Annotated in this window: 25 protein-coding genes and 2 tRNA genes; 8 read left to right on the forward strand and 19 right to left on the reverse strand. The window is 32.2% G+C overall.

Annotated features, from left to right (window positions below):
- Positions 1 to 316 precede the first annotated feature (316 nt).
- From ACZ267_RS10715 to deoC, 4 genes are all read right to left on the reverse strand, one after another.
- Complete coding sequence (locus ACZ267_RS10715) at positions 317 to 667, reverse strand: DoxX family protein (protein ID WP_002467236.1); 351 nt, start codon at positions 665 to 667, stop codon at positions 317 to 319.
- Entirely contained in the window at positions 664 to 1,854 is a 1,191-nt protein-coding gene (deoB, locus tag ACZ267_RS10720; RefSeq protein WP_015364816.1) for a phosphopentomutase, read from the reverse strand. Before deoB ends, ACZ267_RS10715 begins: the two co-directional genes overlap by 4 nt.
- A gap of 11 nt (positions 1,855 to 1,865) precedes the next feature.
- Positions 1,866 to 3,167, reverse strand: a complete 1,302-nt coding sequence (locus ACZ267_RS10725; RefSeq protein ID WP_019236012.1) for a pyrimidine-nucleoside phosphorylase — start codon at positions 3,165 to 3,167, stop codon at positions 1,866 to 1,868.
- A gap of 63 nt (positions 3,168 to 3,230) precedes the next feature.
- A complete protein-coding gene (deoC, locus tag ACZ267_RS10730; RefSeq protein ID WP_002467224.1) occupies positions 3,231 to 3,893 on the reverse strand; it encodes a deoxyribose-phosphate aldolase in 663 nt (220 codons plus the stop codon).
- Positions 3,894 to 4,058: 165 nt separating this feature from the next.
- Here deoC and deoD point away from each other — a divergent pair, with 165 nt between their 5' ends.
- Positions 4,059 to 4,769, forward strand: coding sequence for a purine-nucleoside phosphorylase (deoD, locus tag ACZ267_RS10735; protein WP_002467212.1), 711 nt, complete (start codon positions 4,059 to 4,061; stop codon positions 4,767 to 4,769).
- Positions 4,770 to 4,929: 160 nt separating this feature from the next.
- On the opposite strand, the gene ACZ267_RS10740 is transcribed toward deoD, so the two are convergent.
- The 6 genes from ACZ267_RS10740 to ACZ267_RS10765 form a co-directional block, all read right to left on the reverse strand.
- A complete protein-coding gene (locus ACZ267_RS10740; protein ID WP_002467230.1) occupies positions 4,930 to 5,376 on the reverse strand; it encodes a Dps family protein in 447 nt (148 codons plus the stop codon).
- Positions 5,377 to 5,579: 203 nt separating this feature from the next.
- On the reverse strand, positions 5,580 to 6,002 hold the full coding sequence (locus ACZ267_RS10745; protein WP_002467208.1) for a thiol-disulfide oxidoreductase DCC family protein: 423 nt from the start codon (positions 6,000 to 6,002) through the stop codon (positions 5,580 to 5,582).
- 168 nt (positions 6,003 to 6,170) lie between these two features.
- Positions 6,171 to 7,547, reverse strand: coding sequence for an EVE domain-containing protein (locus ACZ267_RS10750; RefSeq protein ID WP_015364814.1), 1,377 nt, complete (start codon positions 7,545 to 7,547; stop codon positions 6,171 to 6,173).
- Between the two features lie 216 nt (positions 7,548 to 7,763).
- On the reverse strand, positions 7,764 to 7,994 hold the full coding sequence (locus ACZ267_RS10755; RefSeq protein WP_002467225.1) for a hypothetical protein: 231 nt from the start codon (positions 7,992 to 7,994) through the stop codon (positions 7,764 to 7,766).
- Positions 7,995 to 8,028: 34 nt separating this feature from the next.
- Positions 8,029 to 8,967, reverse strand: a complete 939-nt coding sequence (locus ACZ267_RS10760) for a type I phosphomannose isomerase catalytic subunit (RefSeq protein WP_002467207.1) — start codon at positions 8,965 to 8,967, stop codon at positions 8,029 to 8,031.
- Between the two features lie 384 nt (positions 8,968 to 9,351).
- Positions 9,352 to 10,005: an NAD(P)-binding oxidoreductase gene (locus tag ACZ267_RS10765; RefSeq protein ID WP_002467233.1), complete on the reverse strand. Its 654-nt coding sequence runs from the start codon at positions 10,003 to 10,005 to the stop codon at positions 9,352 to 9,354.
- A gap of 141 nt (positions 10,006 to 10,146) precedes the next feature.
- On the opposite strand from ACZ267_RS10765, the gene ACZ267_RS10770 reads away from it, so the two are divergent.
- Positions 10,147 to 10,470, forward strand: coding sequence for an ArsR/SmtB family transcription factor (locus tag ACZ267_RS10770; protein WP_002467218.1), 324 nt, complete (start codon positions 10,147 to 10,149; stop codon positions 10,468 to 10,470).
- Position 10,471: 1 nt separating this feature from the next.
- Positions 10,472 to 11,419 carry a CDF family zinc efflux transporter CzrB gene (gene czrB / locus ACZ267_RS10775; RefSeq protein WP_002467237.1) on the forward strand — a complete coding sequence of 316 codons (948 nt, stop codon included), beginning with the start codon at positions 10,472 to 10,474 and terminating at the stop codon, positions 11,417 to 11,419.
- 45 nt (positions 11,420 to 11,464) lie between these two features.
- Here the strand turns inward: czrB and ACZ267_RS10780 are convergent, their stop codons facing one another.
- A complete protein-coding gene (locus ACZ267_RS10780; RefSeq protein ID WP_079449131.1) occupies positions 11,465 to 12,196 on the reverse strand; it encodes a metallophosphoesterase family protein in 732 nt (243 codons plus the stop codon).
- A gap of 132 nt (positions 12,197 to 12,328) precedes the next feature.
- On the opposite strand from ACZ267_RS10780, the gene ACZ267_RS10785 reads away from it, so the two are divergent.
- Positions 12,329 to 13,528 (forward strand): hypothetical protein, encoded by a 1,200-nt coding sequence (locus ACZ267_RS10785; RefSeq protein WP_002467216.1) that lies wholly within the window; start codon positions 12,329 to 12,331, stop codon positions 13,526 to 13,528.
- Between the two features lie 85 nt (positions 13,529 to 13,613).
- Here ACZ267_RS10785 and ACZ267_RS10790 read toward each other — a convergent pair whose 3' ends face one another.
- Both ACZ267_RS10790 and glmS read right to left on the reverse strand, forming a co-directional pair.
- Positions 13,614 to 14,471 (reverse strand): HAD family hydrolase, encoded by an 858-nt coding sequence (locus tag ACZ267_RS10790; protein ID WP_002467226.1) that lies wholly within the window; start codon positions 14,469 to 14,471, stop codon positions 13,614 to 13,616.
- Positions 14,472 to 14,619: 148 nt separating this feature from the next.
- Positions 14,620 to 16,425 carry a glutamine--fructose-6-phosphate transaminase (isomerizing) gene (gene glmS, locus ACZ267_RS10795; RefSeq protein ID WP_002467205.1) on the reverse strand — a complete coding sequence of 602 codons (1,806 nt, stop codon included), beginning with the start codon at positions 16,423 to 16,425 and terminating at the stop codon, positions 14,620 to 14,622.
- A gap of 687 nt (positions 16,426 to 17,112) precedes the next feature.
- On the opposite strand from glmS, the gene ACZ267_RS10800 reads away from it, so the two are divergent.
- Genes ACZ267_RS10800 through ACZ267_RS10815 form a run of 4 tightly spaced genes read left to right on the forward strand, consistent with a single transcriptional unit; the run spans position 17,113 to position 22,281 of the window.
- Positions 17,113 to 18,660: a PTS mannitol transporter subunit IICB gene (locus ACZ267_RS10800; protein WP_079449132.1), complete on the forward strand. Its 1,548-nt coding sequence runs from the start codon at positions 17,113 to 17,115 to the stop codon at positions 18,658 to 18,660.
- Positions 18,661 to 18,692: 32 nt separating this feature from the next.
- On the forward strand, positions 18,693 to 20,720 hold the full coding sequence (locus tag ACZ267_RS10805) for a BglG family transcription antiterminator (RefSeq protein WP_015364811.1): 2,028 nt from the start codon (positions 18,693 to 18,695) through the stop codon (positions 20,718 to 20,720).
- A 14-nt stretch (positions 20,721 to 20,734) separates the two neighbouring features.
- On the forward strand, positions 20,735 to 21,169 hold the full coding sequence (locus ACZ267_RS10810) for a PTS sugar transporter subunit IIA (RefSeq protein WP_002467235.1): 435 nt from the start codon (positions 20,735 to 20,737) through the stop codon (positions 21,167 to 21,169).
- Positions 21,169 to 22,281, forward strand: coding sequence for a mannitol-1-phosphate 5-dehydrogenase (locus tag ACZ267_RS10815; RefSeq protein WP_463680318.1), 1,113 nt, complete (start codon positions 21,169 to 21,171; stop codon positions 22,279 to 22,281). Before ACZ267_RS10810 ends, ACZ267_RS10815 begins: the two co-directional genes overlap by 1 nt.
- A gap of 92 nt (positions 22,282 to 22,373) precedes the next feature.
- Here ACZ267_RS10815 and glmM read toward each other — a convergent pair whose 3' ends face one another.
- From glmM to ACZ267_RS10845, 6 genes are all read right to left on the reverse strand, one after another.
- On the reverse strand, positions 22,374 to 23,729 hold the full coding sequence (gene glmM / locus ACZ267_RS10820) for a phosphoglucosamine mutase (protein ID WP_002467229.1): 1,356 nt from the start codon (positions 23,727 to 23,729) through the stop codon (positions 22,374 to 22,376).
- A gap of 27 nt (positions 23,730 to 23,756) precedes the next feature.
- The gene (locus ACZ267_RS10825) at positions 23,757 to 24,689 is read right to left on the reverse strand and encodes a CdaR family protein (protein WP_015364809.1); all 933 of its coding nucleotides are present in this window, start codon (positions 24,687 to 24,689) and stop codon (positions 23,757 to 23,759) included.
- Between the two features lies 1 nt (position 24,690).
- Positions 24,691 to 25,497, reverse strand: a complete 807-nt coding sequence (cdaA, locus tag ACZ267_RS10830; protein ID WP_002451707.1) for a diadenylate cyclase CdaA — start codon at positions 25,495 to 25,497, stop codon at positions 24,691 to 24,693.
- A gap of 127 nt (positions 25,498 to 25,624) precedes the next feature.
- Positions 25,625 to 26,530: an arginase gene (gene rocF / locus ACZ267_RS10835; protein WP_019236014.1), complete on the reverse strand. Its 906-nt coding sequence runs from the start codon at positions 26,528 to 26,530 to the stop codon at positions 25,625 to 25,627.
- A 100-nt stretch (positions 26,531 to 26,630) separates the two neighbouring features.
- A tRNA-Lys gene (locus tag ACZ267_RS10840) sits at positions 26,631 to 26,703 on the reverse strand.
- Between the two features lie 3 nt (positions 26,704 to 26,706).
- Positions 26,707 to 26,781, reverse strand: a tRNA-Gln gene (locus tag ACZ267_RS10845).
- Positions 26,782 to 26,861: the final 80 nt, after the last annotated feature.

A 26,861-nucleotide genomic window follows, 5' to 3' on the forward strand; every position in this document is an offset into this window, starting at 1 on the left:
TATGACATAAATATCAATATAAAAGCACAACGATGATTTGAAATTTCAAATCATCATTGTGCTTTATTTATATTTAATACTACATATTGACTGACATCGCTTTGACCAACTTGCATTACTTGTAGAAACTGATTTAATCAGTTTCTTTGTATTGGGTCCCTACCTAGGGTGCCGTCTTAGCCTCGGTCTTCGACTGGCACTGCTCCCTCAGGCGTCTCGTCAACAATACTCCTTATTAACATGTCATTTTACTTTAAAATACTTTTAAAAATGCCAGAATGTTAGTAATGAAGCTAACATCCTGGCTTATTTAATTTTATAATTTTTTTACAAGACTAATAAGTACAAATTGTAATGGTAAACGTAACCATAATGCCCATGCTGGCACTTCTTTATCACCAAGTGGTAGTTTTTTTCTAGCCATATAAACATTGGCAGGTAAAACTGCTAATAAGAATAGATTTATTCCTTTTTTCAACCAGCTTGCTGGGCGTTTAATAAGTAATGCGATACCAAAGAATATTTCAAAAACACCAGTTACAAGTACTGCTGTTTTTTGTAAAGGTAAATAATCAGGCACTATATTTCTGAACTGTCTTTCTCTCGTAAAATGTAATACACCTGCTGTTCCAAAACTAATACCTAATAACCATCTTAGAAATTTCATTCGTGTTCCACTCCCATTTCTTTTAAATAACTTTTTCCAAATTCGGGCATTTCTACGTTGAAATTATCTGCAATTGTTGCACCTAATGAACTAAATGTTGTATCTCCAGGTAATTCATGATACTTTTTGATTTTCGGACTAAACATTAGTACAGGTATATACTCTCTAGTATGGTCTGTACCTTCAGCTGTTGGATCATTACCATGATCTGCTGTAATAATTACTAAATCATCTTCATTTAAGTTGTCGATAAGCTCGGGCAATCGATTATCAAAGTCCTTGATTGCTTGTGCATATCCTGGCTTATCACGACGATGACCGTATAGTGCATCAAAATCAACTAAATTAAGAAAACTTAATCCATTGAAATCTTTTTTTACAACATTAATTAATTGATCCATGCCATCCATATTGCTTTTAGTTCGGATAGCTTCAGTTACACCTTCACCATCATAGATGTCATTAATTTTTCCGATTGCAATAACATCATAACCGTTATCTTTTAATGCATTCATAACTGTTTTACCAAACGGCTTTAATGCATAGTCGTGACGATTAGATGTGCGTGTAAAGTTACCAGGTTCACCAACATATGGTCGAGCAATAATCCTGCCAATTAAATACTTAGGATCTTTAGTTAACTCTCTCACTTTCTCACATATATCATATAGTTCTTCTAAAGGGATCACATCTTCATGTGCCGCAATTTGAAGTACTGGGTCAGCACTTGTATATACAATCAAATCACCAGTTTTCATTTGATGTTCGCCCCACTCGTCAATAATCTGAGTACCAGACGCAGGACGATTAGCAACGACCTTTCTACCTGTCATATTTTCAATTTCATGAACTAATTCATCAGGAAAACCATCAGGGTATACTTTAAATGGTTGCATAATATTTAATCCCATTATTTCCCAGTGCCCTGTCATTGTATCTTTACCTACTGAAGCTTCACTTAATTTTGTATAAAAAGCTTGAGGTTCCTCAACACTTGAGATAACTGGTAATTGATCGATATTTCCTAATCCTAATCTTTCTAAATGAGGTAATGACTGATCAAAACCTTCAAGTGTATGCTTTAAAGTATGTGAACCTTCATCATTAAATGCTGCCGCATCAGGTCCTTCGCCAATACCAACTGAGTCCATCACAATTAGATGCACACGTTTAAATGGTGTAGTCATATTTACATCTCCTACTCGGTAATTATTTTGTGTATTAATGTTGGTGTGTAACCTTCACTATCAATTTTAATACTTTCGTTTAATTTATCAAATATATCATTTACATTTTCTTTATTACTATGGATGGTTAGGATAGACTCACCAGCATTTACTTTATCGCCGACTTTTTTATTTAAAACGATACCCACACTTAAATCGATGATATCTTCTTTAGTTTGTCTACCTGCACCTAACATCATTGATGCAACCCCAATTTCATTAGCCACCATTTCTGATATAAAACCATCCTTTTGAGCAGTATATTCAATTTTGTATTTCGCATCTTCAAGACTGTCAGGACGTTCTATTATGCTTACATCGCCGCCTTGATTACTAATAAAAGTTTTAAATTTATCTAAAGCTTTACCAGATTGAATTGCTGCTTCTAATAATTCACGTGCATCTTTTAAATTATCTGCTTTTTTAGCAAGTACAACCATTTGTGAACCTAATGTAAGTACCAATTCTGTTAAATCATCTGGACCATGTCCTTGTAGTGTTTCAATTGCTTCTTTTAGCTCTAAGCCATTACCAATCGCGTTACCTAAAGGTTGACTCATATCAGAAATAATCGCCATTGTATTTCTTCCAACGTTATTACCAATACTTACCATCGCATGCGCTAAAGCTTCGGCATCTTCCAGTGTCTTCATGAATGCACCACTACCTGTTTTTACATCTAGAACAATTGCGTCAGCTCCAGCTGCAATTTTTTTACTCATGATTGAAGATGCGATTAAAGGAATAGAATTGACAGTTCCAGTAACATCTCTTAATGCATATAACTTTTTATCTGCCGGTGTTAGGTTACCAGATTGTCCCATAACTGCGACCTGGTTCTCATTGACTAACTTAATAAATTCATCTTCAGTTAATTCAACATGAAAACCTTTCGCAGACTCTAATTTATCAATTGTGCCACCTGTATGGCCTAATCCACGACCACTCATTTTAGCTACTGGAACACCTACTGAAGCCACTAATGGTGCTAGTACTAATGTTGTTGTATCACCAACACCACCTGTAGAATGTTTATCTACTTTAATCCCTTCAATATCAGATAAATCGATGACATCTCCAGAATTAACCATTGCCATTGTTAAGTGAGCACGCTCTTCTTCATTCATATCTTGAAAGAAGATTGCCATAGCTAAACTTGACGCTTGATAATCTGGTATATCTCCATTGGTATAGCCTTTGATGAAGAAGTCGATTTCTTCCTTGTTTAATGATTTCCCGTCACGTTTCTTTTCAATAATATCTATCATTCTCATAAAAACAGCCCCTTTTTAGATGATTGTTTCTTGATTTGCGCTTCTTTACTTTAATGAGATGAATTAATAACTTGAATCTGATTCTAACCCTTGAATAATTTGTACACCTGCACTCGCGCCAATACGTGTCGCACCTGCTTCTAACATGCGATTAAAATCTTCTAAATTACGTACACCGCCTGAAGCTTTGACTTCTAATGCATCACCGACTGTATCTTTCATTAATTTAACGTCTTCAGCTGTAGCACCTCCACCAGCAAATCCTGTAGAAGTTTTAACAAAATGTGCACCCGCTTCTTTTGCAAGCTCGCATGCTTTTACCTTTTCTTCATCTGTTAATAAGACAGTTTCTATGATGACTTTAACCGTCTTACCATTCGCTGCAGTCACTACGCTCTCTATATCTTCTTTGACATCGTTAAAGCGCTTATCTTTTAATGCACCAATATTAATCACCATATCAATTTCTTTAGCACCATTTTCAATGGCATTTTTCGTTTCAAATGCTTTTACTTCTTTAGTCGATGCACCGAGTGGAAAACCGATGACAGTACATACTAATACGTCTGTTCCTTTTAATTGTTCTGCTGAATACTCCACGTGTGTTGGATTAACACAAATCGATTTAAAACCGTATTCCTTAGCTTCACTGATTATTTTATCGATTTGTTCACGTGTTGATTCAGGTTTTAACTGTGTGTGGTCTATATATTTTGCATAATTCATTAAAAGGTCCTCCTCACTTATTTAAAATGCTATTTTCGTCCAACTCATGCGGTGAACGAATGCATTCGTTAAACATACCCTTCAACTATATAGTACAAAAATTAGCAATAAATTTAAACAAATGTTATCTTAAACATAATCATGTAATTAAGGAGAAGATAACAAATGACAAAAGGCACACCTCATATTCAACCTAATGGAGTTAAAATCGCTAAAACAGTATTAATGCCAGGTGATCCACTACGTGCAAAATACATTGCTGATAACTTCTTAGAAAATGTTGAACAATTCAATGAAGTTCGTAATATGTTTGGATATACAGGAACATATAAAGGTAAAGAGATTTCAGTTATGGGTTCTGGTATGGGTATACCTAGTATAGGTATTTATTCGTATGAGCTTTATAATTTCTTTGATGTAGACACAATCATCCGCGTGGGTTCATGTGGTGCATTACAAGAACATGTAAATTTATATGATGTCATCATCGCACAAGCTGCATCTACTAACTCAAATTATGTTGATCAATATCAAATTCCTGGTCATTTTGCACCTATCGCTGACTTTGATTTAGTGACAAAAGCAAAACTTGCTGCTGATAATATCGGCGCAGTATCTCATGTTGGTAACGTTTTATCATCAGATACTTTTTACAATGCAGATGAAACGTTTAATGATGCATGGAAGAAAATGGGGATTTTAGGCATTGAGATGGAATCAGCTGGGTTATATTTAAATGCCATTCATGCTGGTAAAAAAGCATTAGGCGTTTTCACAGTAAGCGATCATATCTTACGAGATGAAGCAACAACTGCAGAAGAACGTCAAACATCATTTACACAAATGATGGAAATTGCATTAGAAATAGCTGAATAAAAATAAGACCAAGCACTTTTAATAGATGTGCTTGGTCCTTTTATTAAGATTTTACTAAATAACAAGAAACAATGGCGTTGTTATTTAGTAAAATCTTTTTTGAAAAGCTAAGAGGAACTTTCTTAATCAAAGTCCCTCTTAGCTTAATTTTATAGTCGTCTTATTTACCTAAATAAGATTGTAACATCCAATTATGTTTATCTACTGACGTTTGCATACCGATAAACATATCTTCAGATACATCATCGCCAGCGTCACCTGCTACCTTAATAGCATTTTCTAATTGTTTTGAAATGTTTGTGAAATCTTTAGATAATTCTTCAACCATTTGTTCAGCAGCGTAACCTTTGCCAGCTTCTTCAACGATTGACATATCTAGACTTTCTTTCAATGTTCCAACAGGATTACCACCAACTGCTAGAATACGTTCTGCTAAATCATCTACATATTGTGCAGCCTCATTGTATAACTCTTCAAATTTCACATGTAATGAGAAGAAATTAGGTCCTTTTACATACCAATGGAAGTTATGCAATTTAGTATAAGCAACTGTCCAGTTAGCAACTTGTTGGTTTAATTCTTTTACTACTTCATTATGATTTGTCATATTAATATACGCTCCTTTAATTCATTGACTATACCTTTATTATATTAGAATCATTATAATCTGTAAAGTAAAATGATACTCTTGTTTAGAATTATTATAAACAAGTTCGAATTATGTTCACAAATGAATCACTTTATTCAAGATATAAAACTTTATCTATGATTATACTTTTTTAATTAGTAATTTCTTTTCTCAATTAAATACTATAATTGAGAATAAGTCAATTTGACATGCTCATTATCATCTAAAAAGAATGATTTCTCATAAGCATTAGGTTGATGCCAATGTGTGTGCCACATTTTATCTCTGTTATTAGCAAATAATTGATAACCAAAATTTCTAATTGGCTTAGGTACGACATATAATAATAAACCTAAAAATTTATACTGATTAGGCAGTGACGTTATAAGTGAAGCAATCGCTGTAGATTCATATTCAATATGGTCTCCATCTACTACAATTACACTATTTCTATCCTTCGCCTCGGGATGTTGATTAAACAACTGTTGACCGTACTCACCTTTTAATGTTGCAAATTCATATTTGTGTGATAAACCTTTTTGAATTAACCATATCGCATAGTTATAGCAATAAACACAATTGCCATCATAATAAATAATTGCCATAATAACCTCACTCCTTTTTATCTCATTTATTATTTTTCCTATTTCTCTTTTTATAAACAAAACATCGACTTTTTGATAAAAAAATAAGTTGATTTTATGAATGCGTTCATACATCACCTATTCAATCATAGGGTACTATATGATTAATTCATAAAATCAACTTAGGGGTTAGTCTTGGTTAACTTTTACTATTCTAGTATATTTTAAAAATTGTTGAGAATATTTTTGCTGAATTTCTTCTAATGAGTCATAAGTGACACCAATAATGTGCCAGTTAGGATTAAAATGATAAAATGAGTCTTTTTCTTTTGACCACTTAATCATATTACCTTCTTTGTTATATCTTGGTAATGTCACTTCATAACCTTCAAGCACATTGATATAAGTTTGGAATATGTCAGGATCTATTCTATTAAAGTTGTCTATTACAAGATAGCTTTTATCTTTTTTAGGCATATTCTGAGTGATAAAACCTTCACGATAGTATAACGCACCACTTTCGTTAGGTAGGTACTTACCATATAACATATCTTCGCTAAAATCTGGATGTCCAGATGTAATAATTGGATTAGCATTTGTCTTTTGTAATAAATCATTTGCAGCTTTTAAACCTTCTTCTTTTTTATCAACAACTAGTAAAATAAAAGGCTTAATTGTTGTTTCTTGTTGTTGCTCTTCTAGTAAATGTGATTTCTCCACTGTTTCAAATGGATTCTTAATACCGTTATTATCGCTCATTTCTAAAATAGCATCATATTGAACTTGTGACATACTTGCTATTGCTTGTTTAGCATTTTCTTGTAAGAAATATAAGTTTTTAAGCTTCGGATGCTTGTTCAAATGACCAAGTGATATTGGTGTAATATGTTTACCAAACATAATTTCAATAGCTGTACTATTGGTTCTGCCGGGAATAGGTGGCTTTTCATGGATATGTCTAGTTACTTCACCCACACCAATTACAGATTGATTTTGATATTTATTGTATATAATTACATTATCTCCAACTTCTAACTGTGTATAAAAGTGATAGCCATTACGTTTAATACCATTGTAGGTATGCGTGTATATTGTATAGCTTTTTCCCGGTTCAAAATCTTCTGTTTCTGACAGAAAGAAATAACGCGGAATTTTTGTTTCACCTTTACCAAGTTGAACGATAAGATCAAATTCTTCTTTTCTAATTTGATTAAATAGTGTTTCTTTCATATTACTCATTCTAAAATCTAATGCTTCACTACGTTTTAAATAATCCGTTGTTAAAGGATTTAACGTTTCATTAAATTTAAATTCAACTCTAATTTTGTTTTGTGCACCTGCTTGAACACTTAGTATTTCTCCAAAACCTAGCAATCCTGTATCTGTTTGTACTTGATAAAAGATGACTTGATCGCCGGCTTTTGCTTTTTTAAATGCTCTAAATCCTTGAGTAGGATTAAATTGTGCACCTGATTCAAATAATGTCGTTTGACCTACTAATGGTTCATTATGATTCCATCTATTATAACCACAATTTAACCAAAAGTAATTGATTTCTTCTGTCATCACGAATCTCCTCACCTTATTATATGTAAAATAAGTTATTTTAATTACCTTATTATATCTAACACACCAATACTACTACAACTATTTTTCTAATATTTTATTAAAAAGCAATCATTCAGGACTTAAATAATTAAAAATAGACTAATGCTAAAATCCGCATTAGTCTATATATAAATTATTTTTAGTTATTAATTTAACAAAGACATTTTTTCAAATTTAATGAGAAGGTACGAATGAACCGAGAAGTGGCAATAAATTAATCATCACTCCACCTAAAGATAACATGGCACTGCTTTCTTTATCTCGAAACGTGATAGCTGCACTAAAAACCCCTATCATAGCAACTAATCTAGGAATCATTAATGAAGGATAATGTGGCATATTTAGAAATACACCTGCACCTGCAATAACGCCACATAGTAATGAAATATATAAAAACTGTTTCATAATTTGAACATCCTTTATTTAATCATTAAATACTTTAGATATAACTAATTATTAAAGAAAAGTCGCCTTCAAATACATTATCTAAATCCTCTGAAGTCAGGACAAAATGGCTTCCTTTTTGAATATCAAAAATATCACCGTCTGTAATTAATTTCCCTTCACCATCTATTACAGACACTAAACAAAACTCGCGTGGTTTCATATAATTTAATGTTCCTGAAATTTCCCATTTAACTATAGTGAAGAAATCATTAGAAACAATATGTGTGCATTGATGACTTTCTATAATTTCTTTTTCTGGAACAATATTAGGCAATTCATTATTAAATGCCATAACATCTAATGCTTTATTAATATTAAGTTCTCTTGACTCACCGTTATGATTATCGCGTTGATAGTCATAAACTCGATATGAAATGTCCGAAGACTGCATAACTTCATATGCAACAATACCAGCACCGATACTATGAATTGTTCCAGCTGGTACAAAGTAAAATTCACCCGACTTTACATTTACTTTTCTTAATGTATCTTCGACAGTACCAGCATCTAGATGCTGTTTAAATGTTTCTTTTGAATCTGCAGTTGTACCTAATATAATTTCAGACCCTTCCTCTGCATCAATCACGTACCAACATTCTGATTTTCCATATTGACCATTCTCATTTTCATAAGCATAAGAATCATCAGGATGAACATGAATAGATAACGGTGATTCTGCATCAACAATTTTAGCGAGCAATGGAAAATCCTTACTTGGAAACTCACCGAATAATTCTCGATGTTCTGCCCATACTTGATCTAAAGTTTGACCTGCATAGGGACCATTCTTAATTATATTTTTACCATTAGGGTGAGCTGAGATTCCCCAACATTCTCCAATTTGTTGATTGGGTAGTTGGTATCCAAAGGTTTCTAATTTATTACCACCCCACATTTTCTCATGGAAAATAGGTTTTAAAAACAGTGGCATGTCTACACCTCCATTACTCTTGATGTTTATGTAATTATCATTGACCAATACTCAATCAACGATTCGTATACTATGTATTTCATTATTAATGTTTATATCAACAATTAATAAATTTAACTCACTATATGTGATTGTATCACAATTCATATTTTTATGGTTAAGATGATTATTGACTATTTTCAATCGATATTTATGTCATTCATTACTTTTAATTATACTTTCTTAGTACATTTAAGGTGATCTCCGATATTATATCAATTTATAATCCAAATGAATAGTAACAGTATATTTCATTGTTTGGGGTTAAAAAGTATAAAAAATATATAGGCCAAGCAATGACTTGCTCGCCCTATATATTTGTATATCTCTATATTTACTACTTCATTATTCGTAAGATTTTAATGCATCTTTAATAGATTCATTACCAGATAAAATTTGAAATTCTTGCTTGTTGAATTTATCAGAAGTTACTACGTAATTTAACACACTAGCTACATCTTCTCGTGGTATTGAACCATAACTATCAAAATATAAATCTGCTTTTATTTGACCAGTACCTTTGTCATCTTTAAGACCACCTGGATGCACAATGGTATAATTTAAATTAGAATGTCTTAAATAATCATCCGCATAGTGCTTAGCGATAGTATAAGGTTTTAAGTCGCCACTTTGATCAAACGCTTCTCTTCTTGAATCGTACGTTGAAACCATTACATAATGCTTAATATCCGCTTCTTCACTTGCTTTAATCGTTTTTACTGCACCATCTAAATCTACATATATTGTTTTATCAGCTCCAGTACTACCACCAGAACCCACTGAGAAAAGGACTTTATCAAAAGATTGAAACTTATTCTTTAATTCTTCAATACTTTCTTTTTCAACATCAATATTTAAAGCTTTAATACCTTTATCTTCTAATGCTTTAACTTGTTCATCTTTTCTCACACCTGCAGTAAAATCAACATTATCATCTTTTAATTGATCAACTAACTTAGAGCCCACGCCACCATTAGCGCCTATAATCAAAATACTCATATTAAACGTCCTCCTTAAAAACTTATATCATTATTCTTACCTTTTTCCTCATTATTTAAACGCTAAATCTCTGTTGACTAAAAATACGTACTAGTTTATATTAATATATGAATACATATTCATATATTAAGAGGTGTTCGTATGACTGAAAAGAATATAGACATGTCTAATCAACAAACTTTAGAACGAGTGACAGATATTTTCAAAGCTTTAAGTGATATTAACCGCATTAGAATCATGGAATTATTAGCGTCAGGTGAAGCAAGTGTTGGCCACATTTCACATTCATTGTCGTTAACTCAATCTAATGTCTCCCATCAACTTAAACTTTTAAAATCGGTAAATCTGGTAAAATCAAAACGTCAGGGTCAAAGTATGATTTATTCTTTAGATGACCAACATGTTTCTACTTTATTGAAACAAGCAATTCATCATGCGAGTCACCCTATAGAAGGTGAAAAATAATATGTCAACACATCATCATGATCATGCACATTCACACGCACACGGGCATGTACATACAAACAACAAAAAAATCTTATTAATCTCATTTATTATTATAGCCCTATTTATGTTAGTAGAAATTATTGGCGGTTTTTTAGCCAATAGTCTGGCCTTACTTTCTGACGGCTTCCATATGTTCAGTGATGCCCTATCACTATTAGTAGCACTCATTGCATTTATCTATGCTGAAAAACATGCAACAGTATCTAAGACCTATGGTTATAAACGATTTGAAGTCTTAGCGGCACTTTTTAATGGTGTTACACTATTTGTCATTAGTATTTTAATCGTTATAGAAGCTATTAAACGCTTTTTCACGCCACCAGAAGTTCAATCAAAAGAAATGTTTGTCATCAGTATCTTAGGTTTAATTGTCAATGTTGTCATTGCACTTTTAATGTTTAAAGGTGGAGATACTTCACACAATTTAAATATGCGCGGTGCATTCTTACATGTACTTGGTGACTTATTTGGATCTATTGGTGCAATTGTCGCTGCAATATTAATTTGGACATTGGGTTGGACGATTGCTGACCCGATAGCAAGTATTTTAGTTTCTGTTATTATCTTAAAAAGTGCTTATGGTATTGCTAAATCATCTTTAAATATATTAATGGAAGGCACACCAACCGACGTTGATTTAGATATCGTTATTCAAACTTTAACGAAAAACATTGAAATTCAAAGCGTCCATGATTATCATGTATGGACGATATCTAATGATATGAACGCATTAAGTTGCCATGCCGTTGTGCCAGATACTTTAACTGTCAAAGACTGCGAGCAATTACTTAAACGTATCGAACATGATTTATTACATTTAAATATTCAACATATGACAATTCAATTAGAAACAGCAAATCATGATCATGACGAAACAACACTTTGTACTGGCGTTCATCATCATTAATATAAAAAAGTTGCTCCATCAATCTAATGATGGGGCAACTTTTAATTACATAAATTTTTCAAATATAAGTTCTTTTGCAGGTACCTGTTTCGCTTCAAATCCTTCTAAAAATTCTTCATTATCGTATGCTAATTTAACTCTTTCTAATGAAATGTCTGTGTCAGTAACCGTTACTATACCATATACAGCATGTGATCCATTATTTAATCCAACAGCACCTGGATTGAAATACATTTTGTTTTTGTCATCAAACATATGCAAACGATGGTTATGGCCAAATATGATTAAATCAGCATCTTTATCCGCAAATAATTGAGTCATTTCATTTTCATCATCTTTAACGATTGGACTAAATGGTTGTTCATCAATTGACGAAGACAATTTATCATTCTCTATTTCATAATGGATAAATAATACTTTTTTCCCACAAATTGTTTTTTCAATATAACGTGGTAATTGATTGAGTTCTTCATAATAGTCTTCATCTAAATGGCCTGCAATCCATCGGTGGTGTTCATAAAACTTATCTTTTAAATCATCCGGATAAGGAGTGCCATTAACAACAGACATAATAGCTTCATCATGATTCCCTGCAATCATTTCCATATCGTCACGATCAAATATATGATCTAATACTTTATTTGTCTCGTGACCAATTCCAATGTTGTCACCAAGATTATAAATTTTATCAATATCGTCTCTATTATCAATATCATCCAATATAGTTTCTAATGCATCAAAGTTACCATGCACGTCAGTAATAATTGCAAATTTCATGATGATATCTCCTTTCATTTTCAATTCATTAGAACATTTTAACACTTAATACCCTATTATGTTAGATATTAATTTGAAAAAGTCCAAATTTTTGATATTGTATTTATATTAACGAAAAGGAGTGCTTAAAATTTGTTTAAATATTACAACTTAGCATTTAAGAATGCTAAACCTCAGAATCTTAAAGCAATACTATTTACATTAGTAAGCTTTATCGTCATTTTTTTAATCGGTAGAGTGGCAATGGCTATGATTGGTCAACAAATCATGCAATTGCAAATGATGATGCAATTCGGTCAACCAGTCGGACCATTACTTACACCGATTATTGGACTTGCATTAGTCGTAATTTTATTATTTATCTTTTTAGGTTATCAATTAATTGCAGGTGCGATTAATGTTATTTCAAAAGCAATCAGAAAAGAAAAAGTTAAATTCTCAGATTTATTTATCTCATTCAAAAAAGGTCATTATGGTAAAAGTGTATTACTAGCATTAATCACTGTAGCATTATTTATCATAATGGGAGTCATTTTATTTTTAGTAAATAAATTGCTTGGCCTTGTAATATCACCATTAGTAAATGCTATTCAAGGACCTATTAGTGGCATGGATAATCCAATGCCTGCTTACCTAGCATTCCAAATTGGTGTAACTTTAATTGTTGGATTCATTACTTCAATCTTTTATTGGTTTTTCTTTGTGTTAATCATTAATTACACAGCAGCATACACAGAAAACCCAACACAAGGACCAATTAAACTTTTCAAAGAAGGATTTAAAGCAATTAAAAATGGCCATAAAACATGGTTAAAATTCTTCATTGGTATTTTATTAATTAATTTATTAATTACTATCATCACACGTGTATTAGTGACTCTTGTACAAATGGCAACTGGTAGTATGTCACAAACAGTTGCGCAAGTATTATTAGTTATTTTACAAGTTATTGTTATTTTAGTAACACTATTTATTTACTATGCTTTATTAATGGGAATCGTTCAATATTTCGTACTACGAGGCGAAAAAGTAACTACTGATTCTAAAAAAGGTAAAAAAGACAAAAAAGATAAAGCTATAAATAATAAAGATGCTAAATCAAAATCAACACAATCTAGTCAATTACAAGATAAAACTAAAGACAATGTTAATGATCATACAAGTAATTTAAAAGATTCAACACAATCTAATGCTCAAGATTCTAATAAAGACTTAAACGATAAAGCTACTCAACATAAAGAAGATTTATCAAATACAGCAACATCAAAAAAAGATGATTTAGAAAAAACAGCAAAAGATACAATTGATAAAAACAATCCTAATAATAAATAATAATTGATAATAATAAAAGACGGCGTTCATTGGTTTTAAACCTTTGAACGCCGTCTTATTTTATTTATCAAATTACTATACCAATTTAGTCTAATAAATGTTTTTTCAAATATTTAGCCGCACCATCTTCTTCATTAGTAAATTCTGTCACATCATTCGTCAATGCTTTAATCTCAGTTCGTGCATTTTTCATTGCCACTGTAAAATTCCCAAATTCAAACATAGCTCTATCGTTATCACTATCACCCATAACAAGAGTCTCTTCTTGTTTAATATTAAAATGTTCAATCATTTCCTTAATACCAGTACCTTTATCAGTATTATAAGCCATTGTTTCAGCATTATAACGTGATGAATTAGAAACACTAATATTTAGAGTCACTTTATTTTGCTTTAATTCATCTCTGAAATGAGTGATTTTATCTAAGTTTGTGTCAAATAAGTATATTTTCGAATAGTCTTTATCTGGTAAACTCTCTACCCATTGAATTTTATCCTTGAGCGCATCTTGTCTTGAAGCCCATTCACTTTGACCTACATTATTAGGTGGTGTATCTCCACCGCTAATCATATTTCTCATCCATTGCTCATCTTCTTTTAATACAAGTCGTTGTTCACCAAATGGAAATACTTCATAGTAAATATTTTGTTGTTGCGCCAATGACACTATACGTTTAACTGATTCTAGAGACATACTATGCTTGAATATATTTTCATCATTAACTTCCCCTGTAGTTCCATTTGAGCTAATAATACCATCTACTGAAAAACCTTCAGGAACAAGTTGATGAATTTCAGAATATGAACGTCCAGTTGCTAAAAATACTTTATATCCATTTTCTCTTAAAGCATTAATGACATCTCTCGTATATTCTGATGCTTTGTTATCTTCATGTAAAATCGTACCATCCATATCTAAAAATATTGCTTTAATGTTGTCCATATTTTCCTCCATAACATTATCATATATTACTTAAAATTTTGTCATTAAATGAATAAAAGTGCAATAAAAATAACCTCTTCTCAGTTAATATTAACTAAAAAGAGGCTATCAAGAACTTTTATAAATATTTCAAATTATTTTCTAAAGATTATTCTACTGTTACTGATTTAGCTAAATTACGTGGTTTATCCACATCAAGGTCTCTGTGTAACGCAGCATAATAAGAAATCAATTGTAATGCCACTACAGAAACTAATGGTGTTAATAATTCATGAACGTGAGGAATCACGTAAGTATCATCTTCTTTATCTAAACCTTCCATAGAAATAATACAAGTGCTAGCACCACGTGCTGCAACTTCTTTAACATTACCACGGATTGATAAGTTTACATTATCTTGAGTTGCTAAAGCTATTACTGGTGTACGATCTTCAATTAAGGCAATTGTACCGTGTTTTAATTCTCCACCAGCAAATCCTTCAGCTTGGATATATGAAATTTCTTTAAGTTTTAATGCACCTTCTTGGCTGACATTATAATCAATAGTACGACCAATAAAGAATGCATTTCTAGTAGTTTCAAGGAAATCAGTAGCAATTTTTTCCATTACTGGTGCATCATCTACGATTGTTTCGATTGCAGTAGTCACTTTAGCTAATTCTCTCAACAAATCGATATCCGCTTCACGACCATGCGTTCTAGCAACGATTTGAGCTAAGATAGATAATACAGCAATTTGAGCTGTATAAGCTTTTGTAGAGGCTACAGCAATTTCTGGACCAGCATGTAATAATAAAGTATGGTCTGCTTCACGAGATAATGTAGAACCAGGTACATTCGTAATTGTTAATGCTTTATGACCTAATTTCTTAGTTTCAACTAATACTGCACGGCTATCTGCAGTTTCACCAGATTGTGAAATATAAATGAATAATGGTTTTTCAGATAATAATGGCATGTTGTATACAAACTCAGATGCCACATGTACTTCTGTTGGCACACCAGACCATTTTTCTAAGAATTCTTTACCTACTAATCCTGCATGATAGCTAGTACCTGCAGCAATAATATAGATACGATCTGCTTGTGATACGTCATTGATAATATCTTCATCAATTTTCAAGTTACCTTCATCATCTTGGTATTCTTGAATAATACGACGCATTACTGCTGGTTGTTCATGAATTTCTTTTAGCATGTAGTGATCATACACACCTTTTTCTGCATCTGAAGCATCAATTTCAGCAGTGTATGTTTCACGTTCTTGAACTTGACCATTAGCATCTTTAATAATTACTTCGTCACGTTTCACAATAACGATTTCATGGTCGTGAATTTCTTTATATTCATTTGTTGCTTGTAACATTGCTAAAGCATCAGAAGCAATAACATTAAAGCCATCGCCAACACCAATTAATAGTGGTGATTTGTTTTTAGCAACAAACATTGTATCTTTATCTTTTTCATCTAATAAACCTAACGCATAAGAACCATGTAATAATGATACTACTTTTGTAAATGCGTCTTCTGTTTCGAAACCTTGTTTAGAGAAATATTCAACTAATTGAACAATAACTTCTGTATCTGTCTCAGAAACAAACGTAACATCGCTTAAGTATTCACTTCTTAATTCTTCATAGTTTTCAATTACACCATTATGTACTAGTGTAAAACGACCAGTTGTAGATTGATGTGGATGTGAATTTTCGTAATTTGGAACACCGTGAGTTGCCCAACGAGTGTGACCGATTCCAACTGTACCATCAATATCGCTACTATCAGCTACTTTTCGTAATTCTGCGATACGTCCTTTTTCTTTAAATACTTTAGTACCTGCTTCATTTGCAACAGCAACACCTGCTGAATCATAGCCTCTATATTCTAATTTTTCTAATCCTTTTAATAATAATTCTTTGGCATTATCGTAGCCAATATATCCTACTATTCCGCACATATTTATATTTCCTCCAATTATTGAAATAACGTTAGTAACAATGATTTATTACCCATAATTTAGTTTAGTAATCTTCTATCATTATTATTTCGGTACTACAAGTGAACAAAAACTTATTTAAACCCACTTGAAAATAAGCGTGATATTTTATCACACTTAACATTCTAACGTCTTTCATTTTATATAATATTTATTGGCGATCTTATTAACTTTGTCCAATAGGTTGCCCTACTGTTTTACTTAATAAGCTAACGAATGAGCCACATCCGGGATAGCATCCGCCGATCTTTTCGATCACTATCCTCCTCGTCTACAAGATGTGCTTATAAGCTATAAGAATTTCAACATTTGAATTAAATTCTTAATTACTGCATTATAACAACAACTTGCACAGGCGCTTTGTAATATTTATCTTCTATCCTCCTTCCCATTAAGACCTATTGTACAATGACAAATTACTCAATTGCAAATATTTTCACAAGCTTTTTGTAAAAAACTCCTAGCGTAAATTGCATATGAAATTAATTGTTAACAAACTGTATATTTACATTCTCTTTACCTATATATAATAGAATTATTGTTGTCACGATTTATATGACAAATTCGAATTTTGTTCTTATTGTAGTAATGAGCTTCTTAGATATACAATATATATAGTCAAAATACTAATTTAAAAGAGGTGTAGAAATGGCACAAACACAAGAGAAAAAAGGTTTCGGCCGTAAAGTTCAAGCATTCGGTTCGTTCCTTAGTAGTATGATTATGCCAAATATTGGTGCATTCATCGCTTGGGGATTTATCGCTGCAATTTTTATCGACAATGGTTGGTTACCAAATAAAGATTTAGCTCAATTAGCTGATCCAATGATTAAATTCTTAATTCCATTATTAATTGCATTTAGTGGTGGTCGTTTAATCCATGGATTACGTGGTGGTATTATTGCTGCAACTTCAACTATGGGGGTTATCGTTGCATTACCAGATACACCAATGCTATTAGGCGCAATGATTATGGGACCATTAGTTGGTTGGTTAATGAAGAAAACAGATGAAATCATTCAACCAAGAACACCACAAGGTTTCGAGATGTTATTCAATAACTTCTCAGCAGGTATCTTAGGTTTCATCATGACAATTCTAAGTTTTGAAATTTTAGCTCCAATTATGAAATTCATCATGCACATTTTATCTGTTGCAGTTGAAGCTTTAGTACACGCTCACTTATTACCAATCGTAAGTATTATTGTTGAGCCAGCTAAAATCGTATTCTTAAATAACGCTATTAACCATGGTGTATTTACACCACTTGGTGCAGACCAAGCTGCTACAGCAGGTCAATCTATTTTATACGCAATCGAATCAAACCCTGGACCAGGTTTCGGTGTGTTACTTGCATACATGATTTTTGGTAAAGGTACTGCAAAAGCAACATCTTATGGTGCAGGAATCATCCACTTCTTAGGTGGTATTCATGAAATTTACTTCCCATATGTATTAATGAGACCTATGTTATTCATCTCAGTTATTTTAGGTGGAATGACAGGCGTTGCAACATACCAAGCAACTGGATTCGGATTCAAAAGTCCTGCATCTCCAGGATCATTCATAGTATATTGTATTAACGCACCTAGAGGAGAATTCCTTCACATGTTATTAGGTGTTGTATTAGCAACATTAGTATCATTCGCAGTTTCAGCAATTATTCTTAAGTTTACAAAAGAACCAAAACAAGATTTAGAAGCAGCTACTGCTCAAATGGAAGCTACTAAAGGTAAAAAATCAAGTGTATCTTCAAAATTAAGCAGTAAAGAAAATAATCAACAAGCTAGTACAACTGGTGCTACTGCAGGTGCTACATCAACAGAAGAATCTAATAATAGCGAAGACGACGCAGATCAATTATTAGATAACTATAATACTGAAGATGTAGATGCGCATGATTACAGTAATGTGAACCATGTTATCTTTGCTTGTGATGCGGGTATGGGTTCTAGTGCAATGGGTGCTAGTATGTTACGTAATAAATTTAAAAAAGCTGGTATTTCTGATGTGAATGTAACAAATACAGCTATTAACCAATTACCTAACGATGCTCAATTAGTTATCACTCAAAAAACATTAACTGATCGTGCCATCAAACAAGTACCAAATGCAATTCATATTTCAGTTGATAATTTCTTAAATTCACCTAGATATGAAGAGTTATTAAATAACCTTAAAAAAGAAGAACAATAATTTTAAATAAATATTAAATGGAGGATACCGCCATGCTATTGAGTACACGTGAAAAAGAGATTATAGAACTATTAATCAAGTATCACGGTCAATATGTCACTATTTATGACATTGCTCAACAACTGGCAGTGTCCTCTCGTACTATTCATAGAGAATTAAAGCATGTGGAATCTTATATTGATACTTTTTCTATAGAATTAGAACGTGTAAACAAAAAGGGTATACGTTTAAAAGGACTTAATCAAGATATTCAAGCATTAAAACTTGAAATGACTCAACAGCAAACGCTCGATTTATCCGTTGAAGAGCAAAAAGTTATTATTCTATATGCACTTATACAATCTAAGCATGCTGTTAAACAATATAGCCTTGCACAAGAAATTGGCGTATCCATTCAGTCATTAACAAAACTGTTAGACGACTTAGAACAAGATTTGGCATTATATCAATTATCATTGACACGTAAACGTGGCGAAGGTGTTATTTTAAACGGCACTGAATCTAAAAAAAGAGAATTCTTAAGTCAATTAATGGTAAATAACTTAAATAGTACAAGTGTGTATTCAGTTATAGAAAACCACTTTGTTTATCAATCATTACATCAATCTCAGCAATCACTTGTGGATTTAGATCGAATATTTAAAGTTGAGAGAATTTTAATGGATTATTTAGGACAGCTTCCCTATTCATTGACAGAATCTAGCTATTTAACATTAACTGTTCATATCGTTTTAAGTATTACAAGAATGCAAAACAATGAATATGTATCACTTAATGATGATATTTATCAATCTGTAAAGGATACATTCGAACATGAAATTGCTAGTGAAATCGCAAAACATCTAGAGCATCTCTATGATGTTCAATTTAATCAAGCTGAAATCACATTTATTACCATTCATTTGCGCGGTTCAAAACGTAAAGATACTAAAGACACTTTATTTGAAGATAAGAAAAGCGAACAAAAAATTAAATCTTTTGTACAGACAGTAGAAGAGATTTCAGGTCAATACTTTGATGATAAAGATACATTAATTAATGGTTTATCATTGCATATTAATCCAGCTATCAATCGCTTAGAATCAAATATTGAAACTTATAATCCGTTAACCGATATGATTAAGTACAAATATCCAAGACTATTTGATAATGTGAGTAAGGCGTTACGTGTCGTTTGGCCAGATTTGATATTCCCAGAAAGTGAAGTCGCCTTTATCGTGCTTCATTTTGGAGGATCTATCAAAAATCAAGGACATCAATTTTTAAACATTCTAGTTGTCTGTAGTAGCGGTATTGGAACAAGCCGTTTATTAGCAACACGTCTCGAACAAGTGTTTAGTGAAATTGAACGTATTACCCAAGCATCTGTTAGTGACTTAAATGTATTAGATTTATCTAGTTATGATGGCATTATATCTACAGTTAATTTAGATATTGACAGACCATTTTTAACAGTGAATCCTCTACTTCCTGATTCAGATATTGGTTATGTATCATCATTTTTAAATACCAAAGAAACACATCATTTGGTAACACATAAAGAAGTAGAGACTTTATCAACATCTAAAGATGATATTTTAGAAACCATGCGTGCAGGTTTAAAATTAGTTGATTCAGTGAAAATAGAATATAAATCAGTTGAAAATTGGAAACAACATTTAGCTGATTACTTGGTCAGTCAAGATATCATTGAAGATGGGCAGTCATTCGCTGAACAATTACAACACCGGTTAGAGGATAATCCAAGTTGGATATTACGTCCTTACCCTATTGCGATTCCACATATGAAAGATGATATGTTTAAGCAACCTTGTATTCTCATCACTATCTTGGAAGAACCAATAGCGTTGAGTAATGTTCAAAATGACAATCATTCAATTAAATATATGTTAAGTATGTTTATTCCAGAAAATGCAATCATGACAAAGTTAGTTAGTACAATATCAGAAACTCTTAGTGATCATTTGGAAAACTTAGATGATTTTATGCAAAATCCACAGGAATTTAAAACAATACTGGAAAAGCAATTTTTAAAACAAATAAAACAACAATTAATTTAGGAGTGTATTAATCAATGAGTGAATTATTCAGTAACGAAAATATTTTTATCAATGTATCAGTAGGTAGTCAAAACGAAGCAATCGAAAAAGCAGGACAAGCATTAGTAGATAGTGGTGCTGTTACAGAAAACTACATCCAAGCAATGAAAGATCGTGAAGATGTTGTATCTACATTTATGGGTAATGGCTTAGCTATTCCACATGGTACTGAAGAAGCTAAAGGTAACGTTATCCAATCAGGTTTAACCTTATTACAAATTCCTGAAGGTGTAGATTGGAACGGCGAAGAAGTTAAAGTCGTTGTTGGTATCGCTGGTAAAGACGGAGAACATTTAGACCTATTATCTAAAATCGCAATTACTTTCAGTGAAGAAGAAAATGTAGAACGTATTATCAATGCTAAATCTGCTGACGAAATCAAACAAGTCTTTGAGGAGGCTGATGCATAATGAAAGCAGTACATTTTGGTGCCGGTAATATCGGTCGTGGATTTATTGGTTATATCTTAGCAGATAATAATATTAAAGTTACATTTGCAGATGTAAATGAGGAAATTATTAATGCTTTACAAAAAGAGCATGAATACGATGTTATTTTAGCAGATGAGTCTAAAACAACGACTCGTGTTAACAACGTTGATGCTATTAACTCAGCCAAACCGTCTGATGAATTAAAACAAGCCATTTTAGAAGCTGATTTAATTACAACTGCTATTGGTGTTAATATTTTACCAATTATTGCTAAATCATTCGCACCATACTTAAAAGAAAAAGAGAATCACGTTAATATCGTTGCTTGTGAGAATGCAATTATGGCAACAGACACACTTAAAAAAGCTATTTTAGATATAACTGGTCCTCTTGGTGATCATATTCACTTTGCAAACTCTGCAGTTGATAGAATCGTTCCATTACAAAAAAATGAAAATATTTTAGATGTTATGGTAGAACCTTTCTTCGAGTGGGTAGTAGAAAAAGATGCTTGGTATGGACAGGAATTAGATCATATTAAATACGTTGATGATTTAACACCTTATATTGAAAGAAAATTATTAACAGTAAATACTGGCCATGCATTTTTAGCATATGCTGGTTACAATGATAATAAAGCAACAGTATTAGATGCCGTTCAAGATAGTACGATTGAAGCAGGTTTAAGACGTGTATTAGCTGAAACAAGCGAATATATTACACGCGAATTTTATTTCACTAAAACTGAACAATCACAATACGTAGAAAAAATTATCGAACGTTTCAATAATCCTCATCTTTCTGATGAAGTTACTCGTGTAGGTCGTGGAACACTACGTAAAATTGGACCTAAAGATCGTATTATTAAACCATTAAATTATTTATATGAACATAATTTAGAAAGAGATGGCTTAGTTAAAGCAGCTGCCCTACTTCTAAAATATGATGACAAAGCAGATCAAGAAACAGTAGAGAAAAATAATTATATTCAAGAACATGGTGTTAAAGCCTTCTTACAAACATATGCTAAAGTTGAAGGACCATTAGCAGAAGAGATTGAAAAAGAATATAATGAACTAGTTGCAAAATAAGGTATTATAAAGAACCAGAAACTAAAGTTTCTGGTTCTTTTTGTAATATAAAAACAAATGCCACTTTTAAATGTGACATTCGTTTTTATCATTTATTTATCTAAACCCATTTTGTCTTCGACTACATCTGCAATTTGTTGTGCAAATCTTTGTGCATCTTCGTCAGTTGATGCTTCTACCATCACACGTACTAATGGTTCTGTACCTGAAGGACGAACTAAAATTCTACCTTCACCATTCATTTCAACTTCAACTTTAGTCATTACTTCTTTAACATCAATATTTTCTTCAACACGATATTTATCAGTCACTCTCACATTGATTAAAGATTGAGGATAAGTCTTCATTTGTGATGCTAATTCACTTAATGATTTACCTGACATTTTAACAATAGCTGCTAGTTGTACACCTGTTAATAATCCATCACCCGTAGTATTATAATCCATTAAAACAATGTGACCTGATTGTTCACCACCAAGATTATAATTGCCACGTCTCATTTCTTCAACCACGTAACGGTCACCGACTTTTGTTTTATTAGATTGGATGCCCTCATTCTCTAATGCTTTATAAAAACCTAAATTACTCATTACTGTTGAAACAATCATATTATTATTTAACTCTTGGTTTTTATGCATTTCTTGTCCAATGATAAACATAATTTGGTCACCATCAACAATTTGTCCTTTTTCATCTACTGCAATGATTCTATCGCCATCACCATCAAATGCTAATCCGAAATCTGCGCCAGTTTCAAGAACTTTTTCTGCAAGTGCTTGAGGATGTGTAGAACCGCATTTTTCATTTATATTATAGCCATCAGGACTACAACCTACTGTTTCAGTATCCGCTTCTAAATCACCGAATAGGAATGGTGCTAAAGATGATGTAGAACCATTTGCACCATCTAATACTATTTTCATACCTTCTAAATTCACGTCTACTGTTGATTTTAAATAACTTAAATATTTTTGTGCACCTTCAAAATAATCTGAGTAATGAACGATATCAGTACCAACGGGTCTTGGAAGACTTGGATCATCTTGATCTAATAATGCTTCTATTTCTTCTTCTTGATCGTCAGATAGTTTAAATCCATCTGAACCAAAGAATTTAATACCGTTATCAGCAACTGGGTTATGTGATGCTGAAATCATCACACCTAATCCTGCATCCATTTCTCTTGTTAAATATGCAACACCTGGGGTAGAAATAATACCTAAGCGCATAACTTCTGCACCAATAGAAATTAACCCTGCAATTAATGCAGCTTCTAACATTTCCCCGGAGACTCTTGTATCTCTTCCTACAAGTACTCTAGGATTTTTTTCACCTTTATTATGCGCTAATACGTAACCACCATATCTACCTAATTTAAATGCTAGTTCTGGCGTTAACTCTTCGTTTGCGACACCTCTGACACCGTCTGTACCAAAATATTTTCCCATGATTTACTCTCCTTTTATTTCTTTCAATTATTTAACCGTAATATAAGCCTTTGTTTCTTCAGGTTTAACCTTACTTACATTTTTAGGCAAATCAAATTTCACTGTCTTTTCAGTTGATTCTGAAATATGATCTAAATCAACTTCAGCTGTAATACTATCTATACCCTGTAAGTCTTCTCTACTACCATAAATCTCTACTTCATCATCATCTAATTTTATACTATCAACTTTTTTATTATCATCTAAATTTCCAGTAGTCTTAGTATTCACTTTTACCTTTTTACTAAAAGGCTTAACAGATACTTTCAAATCTACTTGTCCTGGATTAATTGAGACGTTTAATTTATTTAAATCTTTATCGTAAGCGTTAACTTCTGCAACATCTTTTGTATCTTTGCTAATCTTACTAGCATTTTTATATGTTGCTTTTAAGTAAGCAATTTGATTCAATTGCTCTTCTCCACCTGTTACTTTAACTGTTTCTGGTGAAATTTGTTGTTTATCTATTTTATATTCATTTGAAATATCACTTTGACTTACATCCGGTTGTACATGCATCGTCTTTGTAGTTTTCTTTTCTAATGTAATATTGGCTGCTTTAGGTTTTATATTGTAATTAATACCATTACTTATTCCTTTAACTTGGAATTTTTCATGATATTTACCAGCCTTTTCTCCAGACAAATCAACAACTACTTTTAAGTCATCTGGACTTTCAATTTTTAATAATTTAGATTGTGGCCCTGATATATTTACATCTACTGTATCTGGAACATGTGTTGCATGTAAATCTTTATGATTATAAACCACTTCCACTGGAACATCTTGGATTGTCTTCGTTGATTTCTGTGAAATATCATCTGAATTAAATATGTTACCAAAAACATTATTCACAGATAAGAAGAAGAATATCGCTAAAATTAATGCAACAAATCTTAATCCCCACTTGCTTTCTAACATATTAATTCACACCTTTCTTTTGAAAGTGTGTGCCAAACCAATGCTCAGCTAATAATTCTTCAAACACTTCATTTGAAATATCTCTTCTCAATTTACCATCAAATGTAACTGAAACATCACCTGTCTCTTCAGAAACAATGACTGTAAAGGCATCTGATACTTCAGAAATACCTACTGCTGCTCTATGTCTAGTACCTAGACTTTTAGAAATTTTAACACTATCTGATAAAGGTAAATAACTAGCGGCTGCTGCTATTTTAGTCCCTTGAATAATCATAGCTCCGTCATGTAAAGGTGTATTAGGTATAAATACATTTGTTAATAACTCTTGAGAAATTTTAGAATCCATAGGAATCCCAGTTTCAATATAATCTTGTAAACCTGTTTCTTTCTCAAACACTATTAATGCACCTATACGACGTTTAGCCATATACTGAACCGCTTTAGATACAGATTGGATTAACTTCTCTTCATCTTTAGTATAGGCATTTGTATAACGTTTCAAGAAACTTCCTCTACCTAATTGTTCTAACGCTCTTCGAATCTCAGGTTGGAAAATAACTATTAAAGCAAGTACACCCCACTGAATTACGATATCGAACAATTTAGAAGTCGCAGTCAAATTTAGCATTTTACTGATTTGTTGACCGATTACTATAACAACAATACCTTTTAATAATTGTATTGCTTTAGTTCCTTTAAAAACTGTAATAAGTAAGTAAAGGACATACCATACAATCAATAAATCGAGGACACTAGTTATGACTTTCAAAGTACTAAAATTTTGAAAAAAATTGGAAAAATCCATAACATCTCCTCCGATAACATTTTCCATATCATCCATTATATCAATCATTAGAACAAGTGTCATATGAACGGAGAGAAAAATGAAAAAAACTTGCATGTCAAAATACATGCAAGTTGCAATAAATATTTTATAATAATGTTTCTCCGAAGAATGTTCCAAGTAATGAAACTGCTTGTTCAGCTGTACTATTATGTAAATCAATTAATGGATTAACTTCAACTAAATCCATAGATGTTATCATATTACTTTCATGAAGTAATTCTAAAGCAAAATGGCTTTCCCTATAGCTCAATCCACCTAATACTCTTGTACCTGTTCCTGGTGTTTCAGTTGGATCTAAAGCATCTACATCTAAGGATAAATGTAATCCATCAACATGTCTTGATTTCAAATAACTTAATGTATCATTAATAACTGTTTCTATACCAAGTTTATCTATATCGGCCATAGTATAAGTTTTAATATTTTGTGCTTTGATATACTCACGTTCACCTTTATCTAAATCTCTCATACCAATTAAAACAATATTTTCAGGTTTAAGTTTTGGTTGAATGTCATTTAAATTAACAAGATCACTTGGACCTTCACCTAATAATATTCTTAATGGCATACCATGAATATTACCTGAAGGTGACTCTTCAGGTATGTTCAAATCACCATGAGCATCATACCAAATCACACCTAGATTTTCATAGTGTTTACAAATACCAGATATTGAACCCACTGCTATAGAATGATCTCCGCCTAAAACTAATGGAAATCTATCATTTATTATCGTTTGGTCTACTTTTTGGCTAAGCGTCTTTGAAACATTAATAATTTCATCATAATTTCTCAAGCCTTGTTGCTCAGAATTAAACTTTTTCAAATCTATAGCAGGAACGTCTATATTGCCTTTATCATGAACGTTAATACCTATATTTTCTAGTCTATCTTGTAATCCTGCATATCTTATAGCATCTGGACCTAAATTCACCCCTAATTTTCTTTGACCAAATGTTGAAGGCACCCCTATAATATCTATGTTTTTCATTTATATATCCACCTCTTTTTTTCGTGTTATTTATAGAATAATGTATCCGTTTACATAAAACAATAAAAAAAAACACCTTTCCGAAGAAAGATGTTAAGAGTGAGCCATAGAGGATTCGAACCTCTGACCCTCTGATTAAAAGTCAGATGCTCTACCAACTGAGCTAATGGCTCTTATGGCTGGGCTAGCTGGATTCGAACCAGCGCGTGACGGAGTCAAAGTCCGTTGCCTTACCGCTTGGCTATAGCCCATTAAGATGGTGGAGGGGGGCAGATTCGAACTGCCGAACCCGAAGGAGCGGATTTACAGTCCGCCGCGTTTAGCCACTTCG

The sequence above is a fragment of the Staphylococcus sp. AC872 genome (assembly GCF_979255425.1).